The 18,761-nt window shown below is 68.4% G+C and carries 16 protein-coding genes; 2 read left to right on the top strand and 14 right to left on the bottom strand.

Features of this window, described 5'->3' with window-relative positions:
- Positions 1-18 precede the first annotated feature (18 nt).
- Positions 19-1,392, bottom strand: a complete 1,374-nt coding sequence (locus DMC64_RS33745) for a DUF6801 domain-containing protein (RefSeq protein WP_125736781.1) — start codon at positions 1,390-1,392, stop codon at positions 19-21.
- Positions 1,393-1,465: 73 nt separating this feature from the next.
- Positions 1,466-2,092 carry a DUF6801 domain-containing protein gene (locus DMC64_RS33740; protein WP_016336411.1) on the bottom strand — a complete coding sequence of 209 codons (627 nt, stop codon included), beginning with the start codon at positions 2,090-2,092 and terminating at the stop codon, positions 1,466-1,468.
- A gap of 345 nt (positions 2,093-2,437) precedes the next feature.
- Here DMC64_RS33740 and DMC64_RS33735 point away from each other — a divergent pair, with 345 nt between their 5' ends.
- Positions 2,438-3,352: a hypothetical protein gene (locus DMC64_RS33735; protein ID WP_125736780.1), complete on the top strand. Its 915-nt coding sequence runs from the start codon at positions 2,438-2,440 to the stop codon at positions 3,350-3,352.
- Positions 3,353-3,416: 64 nt separating this feature from the next.
- On the opposite strand, the gene DMC64_RS33730 is transcribed toward DMC64_RS33735, so the two are convergent.
- The 12 genes from DMC64_RS33730 to DMC64_RS33675 all read right to left on the bottom strand — a co-directional run bounded on the left by DMC64_RS33730 (position 3,417) and on the right by DMC64_RS33675 (position 14,746).
- A complete protein-coding gene (locus DMC64_RS33730) occupies positions 3,417-4,076 on the bottom strand; it encodes a hypothetical protein (RefSeq protein ID WP_037342108.1) in 660 nt (219 codons plus the stop codon).
- A gap of 39 nt (positions 4,077-4,115) precedes the next feature.
- Positions 4,116-4,724: a hypothetical protein gene (locus tag DMC64_RS33725; protein WP_125736779.1), complete on the bottom strand. Its 609-nt coding sequence runs from the start codon at positions 4,722-4,724 to the stop codon at positions 4,116-4,118.
- Positions 4,721-5,224 carry a hypothetical protein gene (locus tag DMC64_RS33720; RefSeq protein ID WP_125736778.1) on the bottom strand — a complete coding sequence of 168 codons (504 nt, stop codon included), beginning with the start codon at positions 5,222-5,224 and terminating at the stop codon, positions 4,721-4,723. Before DMC64_RS33720 ends, DMC64_RS33725 begins: the two co-directional genes overlap by 4 nt.
- Entirely contained in the window at positions 5,209-6,402 is a 1,194-nt protein-coding gene (locus DMC64_RS33715) for an MCE family protein (RefSeq protein WP_073849164.1), read from the bottom strand. The genes DMC64_RS33720 and DMC64_RS33715 overlap by 16 nt, the downstream gene beginning before the upstream one ends.
- The gene (locus DMC64_RS33710; RefSeq protein ID WP_125736777.1) at positions 6,402-7,457 is read right to left on the bottom strand and encodes an MCE family protein; all 1,056 of its coding nucleotides are present in this window, start codon (positions 7,455-7,457) and stop codon (positions 6,402-6,404) included. Before DMC64_RS33710 ends, DMC64_RS33715 begins: the two co-directional genes overlap by 1 nt.
- Positions 7,457-8,449 (bottom strand): MCE family protein, encoded by a 993-nt coding sequence (locus DMC64_RS33705; RefSeq protein WP_125736776.1) that lies wholly within the window; start codon positions 8,447-8,449, stop codon positions 7,457-7,459. Before DMC64_RS33705 ends, DMC64_RS33710 begins: the two co-directional genes overlap by 1 nt.
- Positions 8,446-9,435 carry an MCE family protein gene (locus DMC64_RS33700; RefSeq protein WP_037342601.1) on the bottom strand — a complete coding sequence of 330 codons (990 nt, stop codon included), beginning with the start codon at positions 9,433-9,435 and terminating at the stop codon, positions 8,446-8,448. The genes DMC64_RS33705 and DMC64_RS33700 overlap by 4 nt, the downstream gene beginning before the upstream one ends.
- Positions 9,432-10,439: an MCE family protein gene (locus DMC64_RS33695; protein WP_125736775.1), complete on the bottom strand. Its 1,008-nt coding sequence runs from the start codon at positions 10,437-10,439 to the stop codon at positions 9,432-9,434. Before DMC64_RS33695 ends, DMC64_RS33700 begins: the two co-directional genes overlap by 4 nt.
- On the bottom strand, positions 10,436-11,701 hold the full coding sequence (locus tag DMC64_RS33690) for an MCE family protein (RefSeq protein ID WP_125736774.1): 1,266 nt from the start codon (positions 11,699-11,701) through the stop codon (positions 10,436-10,438). The genes DMC64_RS33695 and DMC64_RS33690 overlap by 4 nt, the downstream gene beginning before the upstream one ends.
- On the bottom strand, positions 11,698-12,549 hold the full coding sequence (locus DMC64_RS33685) for an ABC transporter permease (RefSeq protein ID WP_037342116.1): 852 nt from the start codon (positions 12,547-12,549) through the stop codon (positions 11,698-11,700). Before DMC64_RS33685 ends, DMC64_RS33690 begins: the two co-directional genes overlap by 4 nt.
- Complete coding sequence (locus DMC64_RS33680) at positions 12,549-13,343, bottom strand: ABC transporter permease (RefSeq protein WP_037342604.1); 795 nt, start codon at positions 13,341-13,343, stop codon at positions 12,549-12,551. The genes DMC64_RS33685 and DMC64_RS33680 overlap by 1 nt, the downstream gene beginning before the upstream one ends.
- Positions 13,344-13,750: 407 nt before the next feature.
- On the bottom strand, positions 13,751-14,746 hold the full coding sequence (locus DMC64_RS33675; protein ID WP_172843578.1) for an LLM class flavin-dependent oxidoreductase: 996 nt from the start codon (positions 14,744-14,746) through the stop codon (positions 13,751-13,753).
- A 185-nt stretch (positions 14,747-14,931) separates the two neighbouring features.
- On the opposite strand from DMC64_RS33675, the gene DMC64_RS33670 reads away from it, so the two are divergent.
- The gene (locus DMC64_RS33670; RefSeq protein WP_199755187.1) at positions 14,932-18,726 is read left to right on the top strand and encodes a hypothetical protein; all 3,795 of its coding nucleotides are present in this window, start codon (positions 14,932-14,934) and stop codon (positions 18,724-18,726) included.
- Positions 18,727-18,761: the final 35 nt, after the last annotated feature.

Here is an 18,761-nt window from a genome sequence, read left to right as displayed (position 1 = left end):
GCCCTTTCATGACACTTGTCAGCGGCCCGCCGGCGGCTCGACGTTCGGGCACTTGCGCTCAGGTTCCCAGGGCAGCCCGACCTGGTTGACCCCGACGCAGGCCTGGTTCCCCGGCCCCGAAGCCATCCCGGTCAGCAGCGAGTCGAGATCCTCCTTCGCGCCGCAGCCCGAGAACGGGGGGAGCGTGAAGTCCCGATAGGCGGGATCCGTCCACTTCGGATCGGTGCGCACCACGCCGCCGGTGAACATCCCGTACTTCTCCCCGCGGAGATTGATCTTGATCGGCTCGGCGGTGAGGCAGTGGTCGCCGACGTCGAGGGCGACCCCGTTGATGGTGACCCCGCTCAGTTTCCCGTAGACCTTGAGCGGGGTGAGGACGGTCGAGCTGCCCTCCGGTTCCGGGATCGAAACGCCGTCGACGTCGATGATGTGATTGCCGGTCGCGTAGTCCTCCGGCAGCAGCTCCATGGTCGCGGTGATCGGGACGAACCCGAAGCCGAGGAAGCTCATCTTGCTCGGCGGCATGATGACGGAGCCGGTGATCTTGCCGGGCCCTTCGGTGTTCTCCAGATCGACGTGCCACACCGCGTTGACCATGAACGCGGGCTTCAGCCGGGCGAAGGCGCCGAGCTTCGTGATGGACGACGTGCCCTGAAGTTCGAACGGCTGCAACGCGATCGGGAAGAGGGCGTCGGCGTGGACGTCGTCCGCGGCCCGCGCGTCGGTACCGGGTTTCTTCTGCTCGCCGGGTTTGCCGGACTGCGGCTTGGGTTTTCCGAGCGGCAGGAGCGCGACACTGCCGAGAAGCGTGTTCTGGTCCGGCGTCTGGGTGCAGGTGATCGGTTTGAGCGGCGTTTCCGCGGCGGTCAGCGCGAGCGACGGCGCGCCCGTGCTCAGCCGCAGTTCGGACGGCACCTTCAGCAGGATGTCGGGGACGGTGCCCGTCGCTACCAGTTTCAGTTCGCCGGTGGCGGGTACCTTCGTCGCCGGGATCGTCACGGACACCGGGATCGGGGTCTTCTTGTCCCCGTTCGCGGCCGTGAGTTCGACGGTCGCGCCGCCCGTGACCTCGGCGACGGTTCCGAGCGATCCCTCGCCGATCGTGAAGGTCAGCGAGAAGTCCTTGATCTGAACGGGTTTCCCGGTCGGGACGACTTTCGGCAGCGTCGCCTGGACGTCCATGGTGACCGGCCGTTCCCCGGCGGGATCCGGGAAGACGCAGGTGTTCGCGAGGCTCTGGTGCGCGGACGTGGCGCCCTGCGACGGTGACGGCGGTGGCGTGTCCGGATCGGTCGCGGCCGAAGAGGACAGTGCCCCGCTCACCCCCACGAGCAGGATGACGCCCGCCAGAACGGGAAACCTCCCGAGTGCCCGGCGAACCTGCTGCGTCATGGGTGTTCCTCTCGTGCCTCGCGCGGATGGAGACCGTGCGGGGCGGGCGTCCCCGCCCCGCACGGGTGGTTCATCAGGTGATCGGGATCGCCGGGCTGAACGCGCGGTTCTGCGCCGGGTTGGTGTTCTTCACCGTGCAGTTGAAGTTCCACGCCGTCCAGGTGCCGTCCTTCTTGTGGAAGTCCAGCGGAGCGTTGATCGTGGTGCCGAGGGAAATCACGCCCGAGCCGGGAGCGCCCGCGGTCAGCGTCGGAACACTGGTGCCGGCGTCCTGGACGATGTTGAACGACCGGGGGCCGGGCACGTACGGGTTGATCTGGGTCGGAACGTCCAGGTTGGTCACCGTCGCCGACGTCGGGGTGGCGTTGGTGGCGGTGATCGGCATGTTGGCCTTGCCGCGGACACCGTCGTAGTTGGCGGCGTTGAGCAGCGCGTTGATGGTCGCGTTGATCGTGGCGGTGCCGCCGACACTCGACGGAGTGGCCGTGCCGCCGGAGGCGACCGAGTCCGGCCCGACGAAGTTCGCCTTCACGTCCAGCTGCTGCTGGCCGATGCCGGGGAAGTTGCACATGTAGGCGACGGTGCCGGTGGCGTAGGTGGTCGCGGCGGCGGCCGTGCCGGCGGTGAGCACGGCGACGGCGCCGAGCACGATGCCGGTGGTGGCGACGCCTGCCGACAGCTTGCCAAGTCTACGGGACATACCTGTCATCTCCTTTGATCCAGTTTACGTCTCGGGCGGCTTTCCCCATGCGCCTTTCGGCGGATTTTTCTGATCAAATATGCTCGACTCGAGCGGCTTTCTCGGTGGTGGGGTAAACCGAGGTTACCCGCGAGTTATGTACGTAACAAGGATTCATGTCGACATGTTTCGAAGTGGGTGAGACGCCCGTTCTTTCTTGTCAGCGGGCGCTGAATGCGATTATGAAGTTTGTCCGTGGATGACAAAGAGGCGGCCGATCGGTGCAGCCGGGTTAACATTCGGCGCATGTCTTCCGAGAATCGACGATCGGCATCACGACGGGTAGCGGGCGTCGCGATTACCGTAATGATCGCAACGGTTTCCCTTTGCGGTACGGCGAGCGCCGCGCAGACCGGCGAAGCGCGGCCATGGGGGAGCAACGACTACGGGCAGGGGACCATACCGGCCGCCGCGCTCGGCGCCAGTGCGGTCTCCGCCGGCGCGATCACCCATCTCGCGCTCAAGGACGGCGGGGTGATCGCCTGGGGGAACGACAGTTACGGCCAGTTGTCGGTTCCGGCGGCGGCCACGTCCGGCGTCTCGGCGATCGCCGCCGGCTGGGCGCACGAACTCGCGCTGAAGAACGGCGGGGTGATCGCCTGGGGCAACGGTTTCTACGGCCAGAACGTCGTGCCGTCGTCCGCGACCTCGGGGGTGACGGCGATCTCCACCAGCGCGTACTTCAACCTGGCGCTCAAAACGAACGGCAGCGTGGTGAGCTGGGGTTCGCGGACCACTGTCCCCGCGTCCGTGTCCTCCGGGGTCACCGCGATCTCGGCGGGCGGCGACCACGGGCTCGCGCTGAAGAACGGCGGCGTGATCGGGTGGGGCAGCAACGGAAAGGGCCAGATCACGGTGCCCGCGGCGGCGACCTCCGGGGTCAGCGCGGTCTCGGCGGGGCTCCGGCACAGCATCGCGCTGAAGAACGGCGGCGTGATCGCCTGGGGTGACAACTTCTACGGCCAGGCCACGGTTCCGCCGGAAGCGCAGTCCGGCGTGGTCGCCATCGACGCGGGCTTCAACCACAACGTCGCGCTGAAGGCCGACGGGAGTGTCTTCGCCTGGGGCAGCAACGTGAAGTCCGAAAGCCGTGACACCAGCACGGAACCGCCGACGGACTTCTGGAAGTTCTCCGGCGTGTGCGCTCCGGTCTACGCCGTTTCCGCCGGTGACAGCACCGGCGTCGCGCTGGTCGACCCCACGGCGCCGTACTTCTGCTGACGTTCCGTGAAGGCCTCCTTGAGAGACCCTGGGTCCCTCAAGGAGGCCTTCACGGACTTGAGCGTCAGGACAGGTTCGACTTCATGCTCAGGTTGATCGTGTTGTCGGGACCGGAGATCAACGCCCCCAGCGCGAGGTCGTTGATGAAGCAGTCCTTGAACTCGGGGATGGTGAAGGTCCCCGAAGACGGGATCGTCTCGGCGAACAGGTCGACGTTCTTCGAGATCAGGGTCAGGTCGAGCGGTTTGACCGTCTTGCAGGCGTTCGGCACCGTCGGCAGCGGGATGACCGGCCAGAACAGGCCGACCACGATGTTGTCGATCAGCATGTTCGCCTGCGAATGGGTGGTCAGGTCGCCGTTGGCCAGCGTGCCGGTGACCGGGCCGGTCGGCTCGATCCGCACGCGGGCCTTGATCTTGAAGACCCCCGAGACCAGCGAGATGTTCGCCGTCGACGGCGGCAGGGCCAGATCGCCGCGGATGCCGACGTTGTCACCGTCGATGACCAGTGCGCCGTTGAGCTGGCCGGGGCCGAGGTCGAGGGTGCCGCCGGTCTTCTTGACCGTGGTCTTCCCGGTGACGGTGTAGGAGACCGGGATCTCCACCGGGTCGTCCGCCAGTGCGGGGGTCGCGGCGAGGCTGCCCGCCATGGCGAGCGCGGACGTGAGCGCGACGACCGTGCCGAGACGGCGACGGGCTGTTTTAGGGCGCGTTCGACCGAACATGGGATTCTCCTCGTTTTCTCTCCTGGTTTACAAAGCGGATCACCTGGGGATGAGGTCGGTGATGACCCAATTGTCGCCTTCGCGTTCCGCGGTGATCGAAAGCTGTGCCGCGGCCGCCGTCGAAGAATTGTTGTCGGCCCGGACGGCCGCTTGATCGAGGAATACCAGCAGTCTCGCTTTACCGCCGCCGAGTTCCTGGACGGCGGATGAGGAGACCCGGGTGGTGAGGACCAGTTTCTGTGCCGGAGCCTTTTCCCGGACTTGGGCGAAAAGCCGGTTGTAGGACTCCAGTGCCTTTCCTCTGAGCACCGCGGCGGCCGCCTTTTCGGTGACGTCGGTCCGGTCGTAGGAATAGGAGAAGATCTTGTCGAGCGCCACCGTCACCGCGGAGTTCACCTCGGCCGTCGCGCCGACGTCGGTGAGCGCGGTGTTGGCCGCCGACGGCGTCGCCGAGATCGACCTCGCCTCCAGCGTGAACCACACCCCGGCCGCCACCAGCACGGCCGCCGCGACCAGCAGGATCAGTGACAGGTCCGGCCGGCGGGACGGCTTCCGGGCGGCCTCTTCGGTGGTCTCTTCGACCGTGGTCTCGGGCTCGGTCTCCGCAGTGACATCGGCGTCCGTGTCGGTGTCGGCCGTGGCGGTCATCGCGCACCCACCGGCAGCTGGTCGAGCGCGCTGAGCTTCCAGCCCTCGTCCGTCCTGGTCAGCCCGGCGGCGAAGCGGTTGCGTTTCGTCGTCGGCGCCGCGCCTTCCTTCGCCATCGTGATCTCCACCGATGCCAGCATCTTGGCCGTTCCCGCGTGGTCGTCGAGTTCGCTGATCGCCGCGTCGAGCACCTTGCCCGTCGAGACCGTCGCGTCCTTGGTGAGCGCCTGCCTGGTCGCGTCGTCGGTCTTGCCCAGCTGATCGCGCAGCGGGCCGGTGGACGCGGCGAGCCAGTCGGCGATGCCCTGGTCGACCCGGTGGTGATCGAGGCTCGTCAACCGGGCGACGAGTTCGCGTCCGGACTTCAGCGCTTCGTCGCGGGAGTTGCCGTAGGACACGGCCTCGGAGGCCGTCGCGGTGAACCAGGTGTACCCGGCCCATCCCGCGAACGCGCAGGCCGCGGCGAACACCGCGATCGCGATCTTCAGTTTCGCAGCCACAACATCTCCTCGAGGCTGGTGGACGTCGGCTGGCCGTCGGCGCCGAAGCCGCCGGGGATCGCGGCGGGCGGGACGCCGCCCTTCGGCGCGTTCTGCGAGCCGCGGACCGAACTCGCATTGCCCCTGTCGAGCGTGCACGCGGCACTCGTGTTGAACGGCAGGGCCGAGAGCTCCGCGCTGTTTCGGACCTTCGTGCCCTCGTAGCCCTTGGTGCACGGCATCGGGTCGAAGAAGGTCAGGACCAGCCCGATCTTCCCGGACTGCTCGTCGACGGCCGCGTCCACCGCGGACACCGCCTTCGGGGTGTTGATCAGCAGCTGCCGGAGGCCGTCGGTGCGCGCCGAGAACACGTGCGACGTCGTGAGCAGGTTCGCCAGCAGGATCGGCAGCCCCGGCTCGTTGTCCCGCAGCAGACCGGAAAGCTGTGTCGCCGCGTCGGGTGCCGTCGCGATCAGCCGCCGCAGGTCACCGTCCGAACGGGACAGTTGCTCGGCGAACTGCTTGGCGTTGCCGCTGAACTGCCGCCAGGCCTGCGACGAGTCGACCTGGGTCTTCAGCACGGTCGAGCCGTCGGTGATCAGCTTCTCCGTCTGCGGCAGGTGATCCGACGCCTGTTTGGTGAAGTCGGTGGTGGAGTCCAGCAGCACCTGCAGATTCGCGCCGGAACCGCGCAGGGCGTTGTCGAGTTCGTCGACCACGGTCCGCAGATCCTCGGTCGGCACGGACGCGGTCAGCGAGTCCAGATCGGTCAGCAGATGCTGCACCGGCAGCGGAACGGTCGTCGCCTCACGGGGGATGACCGAACCCTCGGCGAGGAACGGCCCGTCGCCGGTCCGGGGTTGCAGGTCGACGAACTGCTCGCCGACCGCGGACCGGTTCGCCACGACCGCCCGCGAGTTCGCGGGGATCGGGGGCGCGCCGTCGTCGATCAGCAGATCCGCCTCCATCCCGCCGTCGGTGAGCCGCAGTTCGCCGACCCGGCCGACGGCGACGCCCCGGTAGGTCACCTCGCCGTTGGTGAACAGGCCCCCACCGTCGGTCAGCGCGAGCTTCACGGTGTACCCGCTCGCCCCGAAGAGCCTGCCGAGCCCCGCGTAGTTCGCCCCGACGAACGCCGTCGTCGCCAGGGCGAGGATCACGAACGCGATCACCTGGATCCGGACACGGGTGGTGAGCATCAGCTACCTCCGGAGGACGGCAGCGGCAGGGTCGGGAGCCCCTGCGGGACCCCTTCGCCCGGGGGAGGGAGTTCGACGCCCGGCGCGGGGATCATCGTGGCGTAGACGTTCAGGTAGTCGCCCTTGATCCCGTCGCGGACGGCGTCGGTGAACGGGAACGTCGGCAGGATCTCCAGCGACTTGGGCAGGCTCTCGCCGGCGTCGGCCAGCCGTTTCAGGATCGGCGCGAGCGCGGTGAGGTCCGCGACGAGGTCGGCGCGGCTCTTCTTGATCACGTCGACGCCGACCCCGGAGAGCCGGTCCAGCGACTGCAGCATCGAGACGAGCTGGGTGCGCTGATCGGAGAGGCTCTGGAGGCCGGGCGTGAGATCGGTGAGCGCGCCTTCGACCTGCTTCTTCCGGTTCGCCAGCGTGGCCGAGAGCTGGTTGAGACCGTCGAGCGCCGAGGTGATCTCGGAGCGGTGGGAGTCCAGGTTGGACACCAGCTTCTCCACAGTGGACAGGAACGAGCGGATCTCCTCCTCGTTGCCGTCCATCACCTTCGACAGCTCGCGGTTGATGGTCTGGAGCTGGCCGATCCCGCCGCCGTTGAGCAGCAGGGACAGCGCGCCGAAGATCTCCTCGAACTCCGGGTTGCGGTTCGTGCTCGAGACGGGGATCACCGCGCCGTGGCCCAGCCTGCCCTCGGCCTTCGCCGCGCTCGGGGCGAGTTCGATGAACTTCTCGCCGAGCAGGCTGGACTGCCGCAGCCGCGCGATGGCGTTGGCGGGCAGGTGGACATCGCCGTTGACCGCCAGGACGGTCTCGGCCGTCCAGCCGTCCTCGCCGAGCCTGATCGTCTCGACCCGGCCGACCGGGACGTCGCCGACCTTCACCGCGGCCTGCGGGACCAGGTCGAGCACGTCGGCGAACTGCACGGTCACCCGGTACGGATGGTCGCCGATATCCGCGCCGCCGGGCAGCGGCAGGTCGTAGACGCCCTTGAAATCCGACGAACAGGCCGTGAGCGCGACGCAGCACGCGGCGACCGCGGCGATCGCCCGTTTCGTGGCCATCATCGCCCCCCGGTGTAGATGTCGCCGGCGACGGGCAGCGGGAGCGGGGCGTATTCGAGCATGTTGCCGCGGCTCTGCAGTTTGCCGGTCTTCGGGTCGACGGCTTCGAGCACGTTCGTCACCGCCAGCGGGATCGTGTCGAGGGTCTCGGCCAGCGCGGCCCGTTTGTCGACCAGCGTTCCGGTCGTCACCGCGAGCTTGTCCACATTGGACTTGATCAGCGCGCGGTTCTCCTTGATGAACTGCTGGATCTCCGCGAGCGCACTGCCGAGGCCGTTGAGCGCTCGGGCGAGCTCGTCCTTGTTCGCGGCCAGTGTCCCGGTCACCGAGGCGAGCTGCTTGTTGACCTCGCTGACGTTGCGGTCGTTGGTCGCCAGCATCGAGGTGAACCGCTGCAGCTCGTCGACGGTGGCGAACAGGTTCTGCGAGTTCCCGGACAATGTCCTGGCGAGGTCGGCGAAGTTGCGCACCGACTCGTTGAACGGTTTGCCGTTGCCCTGCAGGTTCTTCGCGCCGGTGCGCAGCAGATCCGAAAGCGCGCCGTCGGCGTTCGCCCCCTTGGGACCGAGCGCCTTGGCGAGCGTGTCGAGGCTGGAATAGAGCTGGTCGAGTTCCACCGGGGTGCCGGTGCGCTCGACCGGGATCACCGCGCCGTCGTCCAGCCGGTTTCCCGCGCGGGTGAGCTTCGTGAACTGGACGTACCGGTCCGCCACCACGCTCGGCGCCACGACGAGGACGTTCGTGTCGGCGGCGATCGGTGTCGAGCCGTCGACGGTCAGCACGACCTTGACCCGCTCTCCTTCCGGGGCCACCGATTCCACCTGGCCGACCCGGACGCCGAGCACGCGCACGTCCGATCCACTGTAGACACCGACCGCGCGCGAGAAGTACACGGTGACGCGGTCGAGCCCGCTGCCGGAGAAGATCCACCAGAGCCCGCCGACGACGGCCAGCGCGAGCACGAGCGCGAGGGTGACGAATCTGCTGATCACCGGCGGCCTCCCGGGATCTTCGGGGTGCAGGGGTCCCGGTTCTCCGGGACGAGGCCGCACAGGTAGCCGTCCACCCAGCGCCCGTTGCCGAGCGAGTTGTTCACCACGCGGAAGTACGGCGCGGCGAGGTCGAGGCTCTTGGCGAGATTGTCGTTCTGCCGCTGCAGGATGTCGGTCACCTCTCCGAGCTGTCTGAGCGCTCCGCCGAGCTGGTCCTTGTTGTCCTTCACCAGTCCCGAAAGCTGGGCGGCGAGCTGCTGCGAGCCGGTCAGCAGGTCGTGGATCGCCTGACGGCGGCGGTCCAGTTCGGTCAACAGGAGATTGCCGTTCGAAAGGAGCTTGGCGAAGTCGTCGTTCGAATTCGCGAGTGTGGTGGTGAGGCCGTGCGCGTTGGACAGCAGGCTGGCGAGCTCGCTGTCCCTGGAGGACACGGTCTTCGACAGCGACGTCAGCCCTTCGAGCGCCTTCTTGATGTGCTCGGGCGAGTTCTTGAACGTGTCGGACAGCGTCGTGAAGCTCTCCGCGAGCTGATCGGTGTCGATCGCGCCCGCGGTGTCGGCCAGCCCGTTGAAGGCCTCGGTGACGTCGTAGGGCGTCACGGTCCTGGTGCGCGGGATGATCTGCTTCGGGTTCTGCACCGTCTCGCCGGTCGGGCGCAGCGCGAGGAACTTCCGGCCCAGCAAGGTCTTGATCTTGATCTCGGCGGCGGTCTTGTCGCCGACCCAGGCGTCCTTGACCCGGAAGCTGACCACCACGTGGTCTTCGGCGAGCCGGACGTCGCTCACCTCGCCGACCTTGATCCCGGCGATGCGGACCTCGTCGTCCTGCTGCAGGCCCGCCGCTTCGGAGAATTCGGCCTGGTAGGTGGTTCCGGAGCCGATGATCGGGAGGTTCTCGTAGTTGAGCGTCGCGGTCAGCACCGCCGCCGCCACGGCACTGCCGACGAGACCGACGACGATCGGGTTCCGTTCCTTGAAGGGTTTCACGACGTGCACCTCTCCGCCGTCGCCGGGATCCCGCGGGGAGGCGTGACCTTGAGGACGGCCGAGCACAGGTAGAAGTTCATCCACGATCCGTAGGAGCTGATCCGCCCCAGTTCGTTCAGCTTCCCCGGGAGGACGGTGAGGAAGTCGTCCACTTCGGCCTTCGCCTCGTCGGTCGTCAGCTGACCGGAGAGCAGGCCGAGGCCTTCGATGCTGTCCTTGAGCGGTTTCCTGCCCTGCTCGAGCAGACCGGCCGTGGCGGTGGTGAGTTCCGCGAGACCTGAGACGGCTTCCCCGATCTCGGTGCGGTCACCGGCGAGGCCGGTCACCAGCTCCTTCAGCGTGGAGACCAAAGTGGACAGCGCGTCGCCCTTGCCGTTGATGCTCTTCAGCACCGTGTCCAGGTTCGTGATCACCTCGCCGATCACCTTGTCGCGGCCGGCGAGCGTGGTGGTCAGCGAACCGGTGTGCGCCAGCAGGCTTTCCACCGTGCCGCCCTCACCCTGCAGCACCTGGACGATCTCGCCGGAGAGCTGGTTGACGTCCTTGGGTGAGAGGGCCTGGAACAGCGGTTTGAAGCCGTTGAACAGTTCCGTGAGATCCAGCGCGGGCGTCGTGCGCTCCAGCGGGATCTCCGCGCCGGGCTCCAGGAGTTCGCGCGTGCCCTTGCCGCGTTCGAGCGCGATGTAGCGCTGGCCGACCATGTTGCGGTACTTGATCACCGCGGTGACGTCGGCGGGCAGCCTGCGCTGGGAGTCGAGGGAGAACTCGACGCGGGCCAGGCTGTGGTCGGCGATCTCGAGCGCCTCGATCTGGCCGACCCGCACCCCGGAGATCCGGACGTCGTCGCCGACGTTCAACGACGTCGCGTCGAGGAATTTGGCGCTGTAGTTCTTGGTGTCGCCGAGGCCGGTGTTCGTGATGGACACCGCCAGCAGCACCGTCGCCAGCGTCGTGACGACGACGAAGATCAGCCCCTTGATCAGGGGGCTCACGAAGTTCCTCATCGCAGGGTCACCTCCGTGCCGCGGTAGAGCGGGCCGACGAGCACGCTGCCCCAGGCGGGCACCTCGGCCGTCGGAACGCCCATGGACGGCGCGACCAGCGTGGAGATCAGTTCCCGTTCCTGCGGCGAGTTCGGCAGGCCGAGGTCGCCCTGCACGCCCGGCAGCGCGGCGGTCTTCTCGCCGGTCGCCGCGATCCCTTGGCCGATCAGCCCGTTGGACGGATAGCAGCGTGGTTCACCGGTGGCGTTATAGACCGGATCGTCCTTGCCCGGGACGTATTTGCCGCGAGGCTGGGTCACGACGATCTCCGCGTGCAGGCCGGGTTCGTCGGTTCCGGCGCCCAGCACCTTGTCCATCTGCGGTTTCAGTTTGGCGAGCGCGTCGAGCGTGCAGGCGAAACTGGGCGAGTACTTCGCGGCGACCTCCAGCGGTGCGCGGCTGTCGGCGGCGAGCGCGATGATGTTGGCGCGGTTGTTGGCGAGGAACGTCGTGACCTGCTGGGACGACGACGTCACCTGCTGGTACACCGACGCCAGCTCGGCCCGTTTCTCCTTGACCGTGTCGAGCGTGACGGCCGAGGCGCTCAGCGCGTCGAGCAGATCCGGCGCGATGTCGCCGTACAGCTTCGAAACCGTGGCGAGGTCGCGGATGTTGTCGTTCAGCGCCGGGAGATTCGGGTTGAACTCCTTCAGATACGCGGCCGCCGTGGCGAGCGTGTCGCCGATCTGGTCGCCGCGGCCTTCCAGCGCGGTGGCGACCGTGGTCAGCGTCGTCGCGAGCTTCTGCGGCTGCACGGCCTTGAGCAGCGGCAACAGATTGTCGAAGACGCGTTCCAGTTCGATCGCGTTGGCCGAGCGGTCCTGGGTGATCACGTCACCCGAGCTCAAGGGGCCGGCCTTCGGTCCGTCCGGAATGGACAGTTGCACGTAGCGTTCGCCGAACAGCGTCTTCGGCACGAGCAGCGCGGACACGTTCTTCGGCAGCTGGGAGACCTTCCCCGGCTCCATGGCCAGGTCGATCTCCGCACCGCCCGGCGTGGCGCGGACGTCGCGGATCTCACCGACCACCACGCCGCGCGCCTTGACCTGCCCGCCGGTGCGCAATTGGTTGCCGACGCGGTCCGCCTGCAGTGTCACTGGCACGGAGTCGACGAAATCCTTCCGGTAGATCTTGATCGACAGCAGCACGAGGGCGGACATCACCACGAGGAACAGCACCCCGGCCGTCCTGACCCCCGCTTTGCGCAGCCCGCGCCGGCTCATCCGGCCACCTGCACCGTCGTGGTCGCGCCCCAGATCGCGAGGCTGAGGAAGAAGTCGAGCACGCTGACCGCCACGATCGCGGTCCGCACGCCACGGCCGACCGCGACCCCGACGCCCGCCGGGCCGCCGCTCGCGCGGAAGCCGTAGTAGCAGTGGGCGAGCACGATCACGACACTGAACACCAGCACCTTGCCGAACGACCAGAGCACGTCGCCCGGCGGCAGGAACAGCAGGAAGTAGTGGTCGTAGGTGCCCGCGGACTGGCCGTAGAACCAGACGGTGATCTGGCGCGACGCGAGGTACGAGGTCAGCAGGCCGATCGCGTACAACGGGATGACCGCGAGGAAGCCCGCGATGATCCGGGTGGTCACCAGGTACGGGACGCTGGGGATGCCCATCACTTCGAGCGCGTCGATCTCTTCGGAGATGCGCATCGCGCCCAGCTGCGCGGTGAACCCGCAGCCGACGGTCGCGGACAAGGCGAGCCCGGCCACGAGCGGCGCGATCTCGCGGGTGTTGAAGTACGCGGAGACGAACCCGGCGAACGCCGACGTGCCGACCTGGTTGAGCGCCGAATACCCCTGGAGCCCGACGACCGTGCCGGTGAACACGGTCATCCCGATCATCACGCCGATCGTGCCGCCGATGACCGCGAGCGCGCCGCTGCCGAAACTGACCTCGGCCAGCAGGCGGGTGATCTCCCGGAGATAGCGGCGCACCGCGCGCGGCACCCAGGCGAGTGCCTTGAGGAAGAAGAGGATCTGGTCGCCGAGCGTGTCCAGGAACCCGAACCGGCGATCGACGGCTTCGCGGACCCGCGCCGTTCGGGTGGGTGTCGTCGTGACCATCAGCTGCCCTTCGCCGGGACGAGCTGCAGGTAAAGCGTCGTCAGCACGAGGTTCAACAGGAACAGGAGGAGGAACGTGATGACCACGGATTGGTTCACCGCGTCACCGACGCCTTTCGGGCCGCCTTTCGGATTGAGCCCGCGATAAGAGGCGACGATCGCCGCGACGAAACCGAAGATGACCGCTTTGATCTCGCTGATCCAGAGGTCCGGAAGCTGCGCGAGAGCGGAGAAACTGGCCAGATACGCACCCGGTGTCCCGTTCTGCATGATGACGTTGAAGAAATAACCGCCGAGGACGCCGACCACGCTGACCATTCCGTTGAGGAATGCGGCGACCCCCATCGCGGCGAGCACACGCGGCACGATCAGGCGCTGGACGGGGGAGACCCCGAGCACCTCCATCGCGTCGATCTCCTCGCGGATCGTGCGGGACCCGAGGTCCGCGCACATCGCCGAACCGCCCGCGCCCGCGATCAGCAACGCCGTCACGATCGGGCTGGCCTGCTGGATGATCGCCAGCACACTGGCGGCGCCGGTGAAGGATTGCGCGCCGATCTGCGCGGTCAGGGACCCGATGTGCAGCGCGATCACCGCGCCGAACGGGATCGCGACCAGCGCCGTCGGCAGGATCGACACACTCGCGATGAACCAGAACTGCTGGATCAGTTCGCGTGCCTGGAAGGGCCGCCGGAAACTCAGGCGGACGACGTCGAGGCCGAGCGAATAGAGCCTTCCGGTCTCCCGGATCGCACCCGCGCCGGGGAATGAGGGTGCGCCAGTCCGGACGCCCACGCCGACCCTCCCGTTTTCCGGGCACGGCGAATACACCCCAGCTTGCGCAATTCCTTTGCTCCGAATGGCGGAACGGAATCGTTGAATGGGATCAACGGGGTGTTACCGTGCTGTTTGCTACTGGTCGGTACGCTAATCACGCGCCTGCCTGGTGACAAGAACTTCGGTGTGATCAAGACGTCACGTCCTGGTAACCGGTGAATTCTTGTCTTTTTCTGACAAAGGCGGGCGGGGATCTTGTCGGTTCTTTCGTGTTCGGTGGGGCGTTGGTCCGTTCGGGGCGCGGGGTGGGTGAGGCCGGCCTGTCGGTCACGTGTCATGAAAGGGCCGTTCAGGACACCTTTCGTCCTGAACGGCCCTTTCATGACATGTGCCGCGGTGCTGCGGGCAGACGAGACCGCCCGGCGTCAGCGCGCCAGTTCGGCGACCAGCTCGTACGACCGCACCCGGTCCGCCTGGTCGTGCACCATCGTCGTGATCATCAGCTCGTCGGCCCCCGTATCCGCCAGCAAGGTCTCCAGTCCCTTGTGGACGGTCTCAGGCGAACCGATGACACTGCTCGAAGCCCGGTCCTCGATGAACACGCGCTCGATGTCGGTGTACGGGTACGCCGCCGCCTCCTCCGGCGTCGGCAGCGGGATGGGACGCCCCTTGCGCAGGCTCAGGAACGTCAGGCCGCTCGGGGCGGCGAGGTACTGGGCGCGCTCGTCGGTTTCGGCGGCGACCACGGAGACGCCGAGCATCACGTACGGCTCGTCGAGAACATCCGACGGTTTGAACGCGTCGCGGTAGAGCGCCACGGCGGGCAGCGTGTTCTCGGCGCTGAAGTGGTGCGCGAACGAGAACGGCAGGCCCAGCTCGCCCGCCATCCGCGCGCTGAAGCCGCTCGAACCGAGCAGCCACACCGGCGGCTTGTTGCCCTCGGCGGTCACGGCGTTGACGGCGCGCTGGTCGGAGTGCTCGAAGTAGGCCAGCAGTTCCGCGAACTGCTGCGGGAAGTTCTCCGCGCTGAGCCCGCCGGGGCCGCGCAGCGCGAGCGCGGTCCGCTGGTCGGTGCCCGGGGCGCGCCCGATGCCGAGGTCGATCCGGCCGGGGTGGAACGCCTCCAGGGTGCCGAACTGCTCGGCCACCACCAGCGGCGCGTGGTTCGGCAGCATGACCCCGCCGGAGCCGACCCGGATACGTTCGGTGGCGGCCGCGACCTGGCCGATCATCACGGCGGTCGCCGAACTCGCGATACCGGGCATGTTGTGGTGCTCGGCGAGCCAGTACCGGTGATAGCCGAGCGCCTCGGTCCGGCGGGCGAGGTCGAGGGTGTTGCGCAGCGAATCCGCCACACCGCCTCCGGCCACGACGGGCGAGAGGTCGAGCACGGACAGCGGGATGTCAGGCAAAGAGGTCACGCCCCGGTACAACGCGGTGGGACCCCGATCCCTTCCCGCGCCTGTCGATCGATCGAAATTAACCACCTCGATGTACCCGGTACTCGGCGGAGTTCCCCCGTTTCCACGGTACGGTTGCCCCCGAATGCGAGGGTGGGAAAACCACTGAAAAGAAAGGATCGAGGGTGCCGCGTCCGGAGCGACCTTTGGACCCCGGGGACGATCCGTTGCTGGAGTTCGCCGCCGATCTCCGGCGTTTGCGGGAGAAGGCCGGAAACCCGACGTACCGCGAGCTGGGCAGGCGTGCCCACTACTCCGCGGGAACCCTCTCCGAAGCCGCCGGCGGGAAGAAGATGCCCAGCTTGGCGGTGACGTTGGCCTATGTCCGGGCGTGCGACGGCCCCGAGGAGGAGTGGGAGGCCCGATGGCACGACGTGACCGAGCGAACGCGCGGCGGAGTCCATGATTCACCGGTTGCCCCGCTGAATGGGGAATCGGCACCTTATATCGGCCTGACCGCATTCGGACCGGACGACGCGAGCCGATTCTTCGGTCGCGAACGACTTGTCGGAAAACTCGTCGCGAGGCTTTCGGATCAACGATTCTTGGCGGTTCTGGGGGCCTCCGGTTCCGGTAAGTCGTCGTTGCTCCGGGCGGGCCTGCTCCCCGCGCTCGCCGAGACCTCCGTGACCATGCTGATGAGTCCGGGGTCGCGGCCGCTGCAGGAGTGCGCCGTCCAGTTCGGCGCCGCGCTCGGGCTCGCGCCGGGCGGGCTGCTCGCCGAACTCACCGAACATCCGCGCAACCTCGGCCTGGCCGCCCGTCAGCTGGTCGCCGACCGCGAGGGCGACGTCGTGCTGGTCGTCGACCAGTTCGAAGAGGTCTTCACGCTCTGCCAGGACGCCGACGAGCGGGCGGCCTTCCTGTCGGCGCTGGTCACCGCGACGACCGAGCCGGAGAGCCGGACGAGGGTCGTCCTCGGCATCCGCACCGACTTCTACACGCACTGCGCGCGGCATCCCGAGCTGGTCGAGGCCATGCAGGACGCGCAGGTCCTCGTCGGACCGATGAGCACCGAAGAGCTGCGTCAGGCCATCTCGCGGCCGGCGATCGACGCCGGGTACCGCGTCGAGAACGCGCTGGTCTCGCGGCTCGTCGCCGACGCGACGGGGCAGCCCGGCGTGCTGCCGCTGCTCTCGCACGCCCTGCTGGAGACCTGGCGCCGTCGTCACGGCAACACGCTCACCCTCACCGGCTACGAGTCCACCGGCGGAATCGAACGGTCGGTCGCCCAGACCTCCGAGCACACCTTCACCTCGTTGAGCGAACATCAGCAGCGGCTGGCGAACCAGATCTTCCTGCGGATGACCGCGCTCGGCGAAGGCACCGAGGACACCAAACGCCGCATCACCCGCGACGAGGTGGACGCCGACGACCCGGACGTCGCCGTCGTGCTGGACAGGCTGGCGTCTTCGCGGCTGGTCACCCTCGACGACAACGGCATCGAGATCGCGCACGAGGCGCTGATCCGGGGCTGGCCGCGCCTGCGCGAATGGCTCGCCGAGGATCGCGAGGGCCTGCGCGTGCACCGCCAGCTCACCGAGGCGACCGAAGCGTGGGAATCGGTCGGCCGCGACGACGGCTGGCTCTACCGCGGCGCGCGGCTGTCCATCGCCAGGGACTGGGCGGAGGAGCACGAGAGCGCGCTGTCCCAGCGTGAACGCCGGTTCCTCGAGGCGAGCGCGGCGATCGAGAATCACGAGCAGGCCGTCGCGCGGCGCCGCACCCGGCGGCTGCGCCAGCTGGTCGCGCTCCTGGCCGTCCTGCTGGTGCTGGCGACGGCCGCGATGGTGTACGCCGTTCGGGCCGAGCAGACCGCGACCGCCCAGCGCAACAGCGCCCTCGCGCAGAAGGTCGCCGGGCAGGCCATCGAGATGCGGACGACGAATCCGGCGCTGGCCGCGCAGCTCGCGCTGGCGGCGTACCGCGTCGATCCGAGCGTCGACACCCGCGGCAGCGTGCTCGGGATGTTCGAGTCGCCGTACTCGACCCGCGTCCGCGGGCACGGCCATCGCGTCAACGCGACCGCCCTGCGCGGCGACGGTCAGGTGATGGTGACCGGAAGCTGGGACCAGACGGCCAAGCTGTGGGACATCAAGGATCCTCACCGCCCGAGCGAGCTGGCCACGTTGACCGGGCACAGCGGCAACGTCAACTCGGTGTCCTTCAGCGCCGACGGCGGCGCGGTCGCGACGGCGGGCTGGGACAAGACCGCGCGGTTGTGGAATGTCGCCGACCCGGCGAAACCCGGGCCCGGCGTGCTGGTCGGCGAGCATCCGGGCCGGGTCAACGCGGTGGCGTTCAGCCCGAAGGCGGCGGTGCTCGCCACCGCGGACGGCGAGGGCACGGTGCGCCTGTTCGACGTCCGCGACCTCGCGAAACCGGTGCTGGCGGCCACGCTCACCGGGCACACCGGCAACGTCAACGGGCTCGCCTACGCCCCCGACGGGCGGACGCTCGTCTCGGCCGGCGCCGACAAGACCGCGCGGCTGTGGGACGTCGCCGATCCGCTCCAGGCCAAGCCGCTCGGGGTGGTGAACGGGCACACCGCCGGCGTCCACTCCGCGGCGTTCAGCCCGGATGGGCGGACGCTCGCCACCGCGAGCATCGACCAGACCGCGCGCCTGTGGAGCATCGCCGATCCCATGGCGCCGTCACCGCTCGGGACGATGACCGCGCACAAGTCCATCGTGCGGTCCGTGGCGTTCAGCCCCGACGGGACGACGCTGGCCACGACCGGTTTCGACCGCGCCGCGCGGCTGTGGGACATCACCGATCCGGCGAAGCCGCGCGAGAAACCGGCGCTCGTCGGGCATACCGCGGCCGTGGTCTGGGCGGTGTTCTCCCCGGACGGCCGCACACTGGTGACCGCGAGCGACGACCAGACGGTGCGGATGTGGGATCTGCCGGGGCCGGCGATCAGCGGCCCGGCGAGGTCGGCCTGCCGGGCGGTGTTCAGCGCCGGCGGGGAGCTGCTGGCCACCGGCAGCCAGGACGGCGTGGTGCGCCTGGTCGACGTGTCCGACACGCGGAACCCGCGTGAGCTGAGCAAGATCACCGGCTTCGGTCAGGGTGTCTGCGGTCTCGCGTTCAGCCCGGACGGCCGGGCGCTCGCCGCCGGCTCCTGGGACCACACGATGCGGCTGATCGACGTCACCGATCCGCGCAAGCCGGTCGACGCGGGCGTCTTCTACCGCCCGGCGGACGAGATCGACCCCGTCGCGTTCAGTCCGGACGGCCGGACGCTCGCGACCGCGGGTTCCGGGCACACGATGAAGCTGTGGGACGTCGCCGACATCCGGCGGCCCGTCGAACTCGCGACCCTCACCGGGCACGAGGACGACGTCCATTCGCTCGCGTTCAGCCCGGACGGCCGCACCCTGCTCAGCGGGGGCTGGGATCACACCGCGCGGCTGTGGGACGTCTCGATGCCGAAGGCGCCGAAGCAGCTTTCGGTACTGAAAGGACACTCCGACACGGTGTTCTCGGTGGCCTACAGCCCGGACGGGAAACTCGCCGCCACCGGAAGCGCCGACCGCACGGCCCGGCTCTGGGACGTGACGGATCCGGCGGCGCCCCGCGAGGTCGCGCTCCTGGCGGGGCACACCGACAACGTCATTTCGGTCGCGTTCAGCGGCGACAGGAAGACCTTCTCGACCGGCAGCTACGACCGGTCCGTGCGACTATGGGACGTCTCCGATCCGGGATCCGTCCGCGAATCGGCGAACCTGACCGACGACGTCGACCGGGTCAACGCCGTGGCGTTCGCCCCCGATGGGCACACCCTCGCGGGCTCGGTCGCGGACGGCAGCGTGCGGTTGTGGGAGACCAGCCCCGAGCGGGCGGCCGAACGCATCTGCGCGACGGTGTACCCGCGGATCACGGCGGGCGAGTGGGAACAACACCTGCCGGGGCTCGATTACCAGCCTCCGTGCCCGTGACCACGGCCGATTCGTTGTTCGGCGTTGTTGTTCGG

Source organism: Amycolatopsis sp. WAC 04197 (assembly GCF_003947475.1).
Taxonomy (GTDB): Bacteria; Actinomycetota; Actinomycetes; order Mycobacteriales; family Pseudonocardiaceae; genus Amycolatopsis; species Amycolatopsis japonica.
Note: the sequence above shows the minus strand (reverse complement) of the source record. Positions and strands in the feature narration are given on the sequence as shown.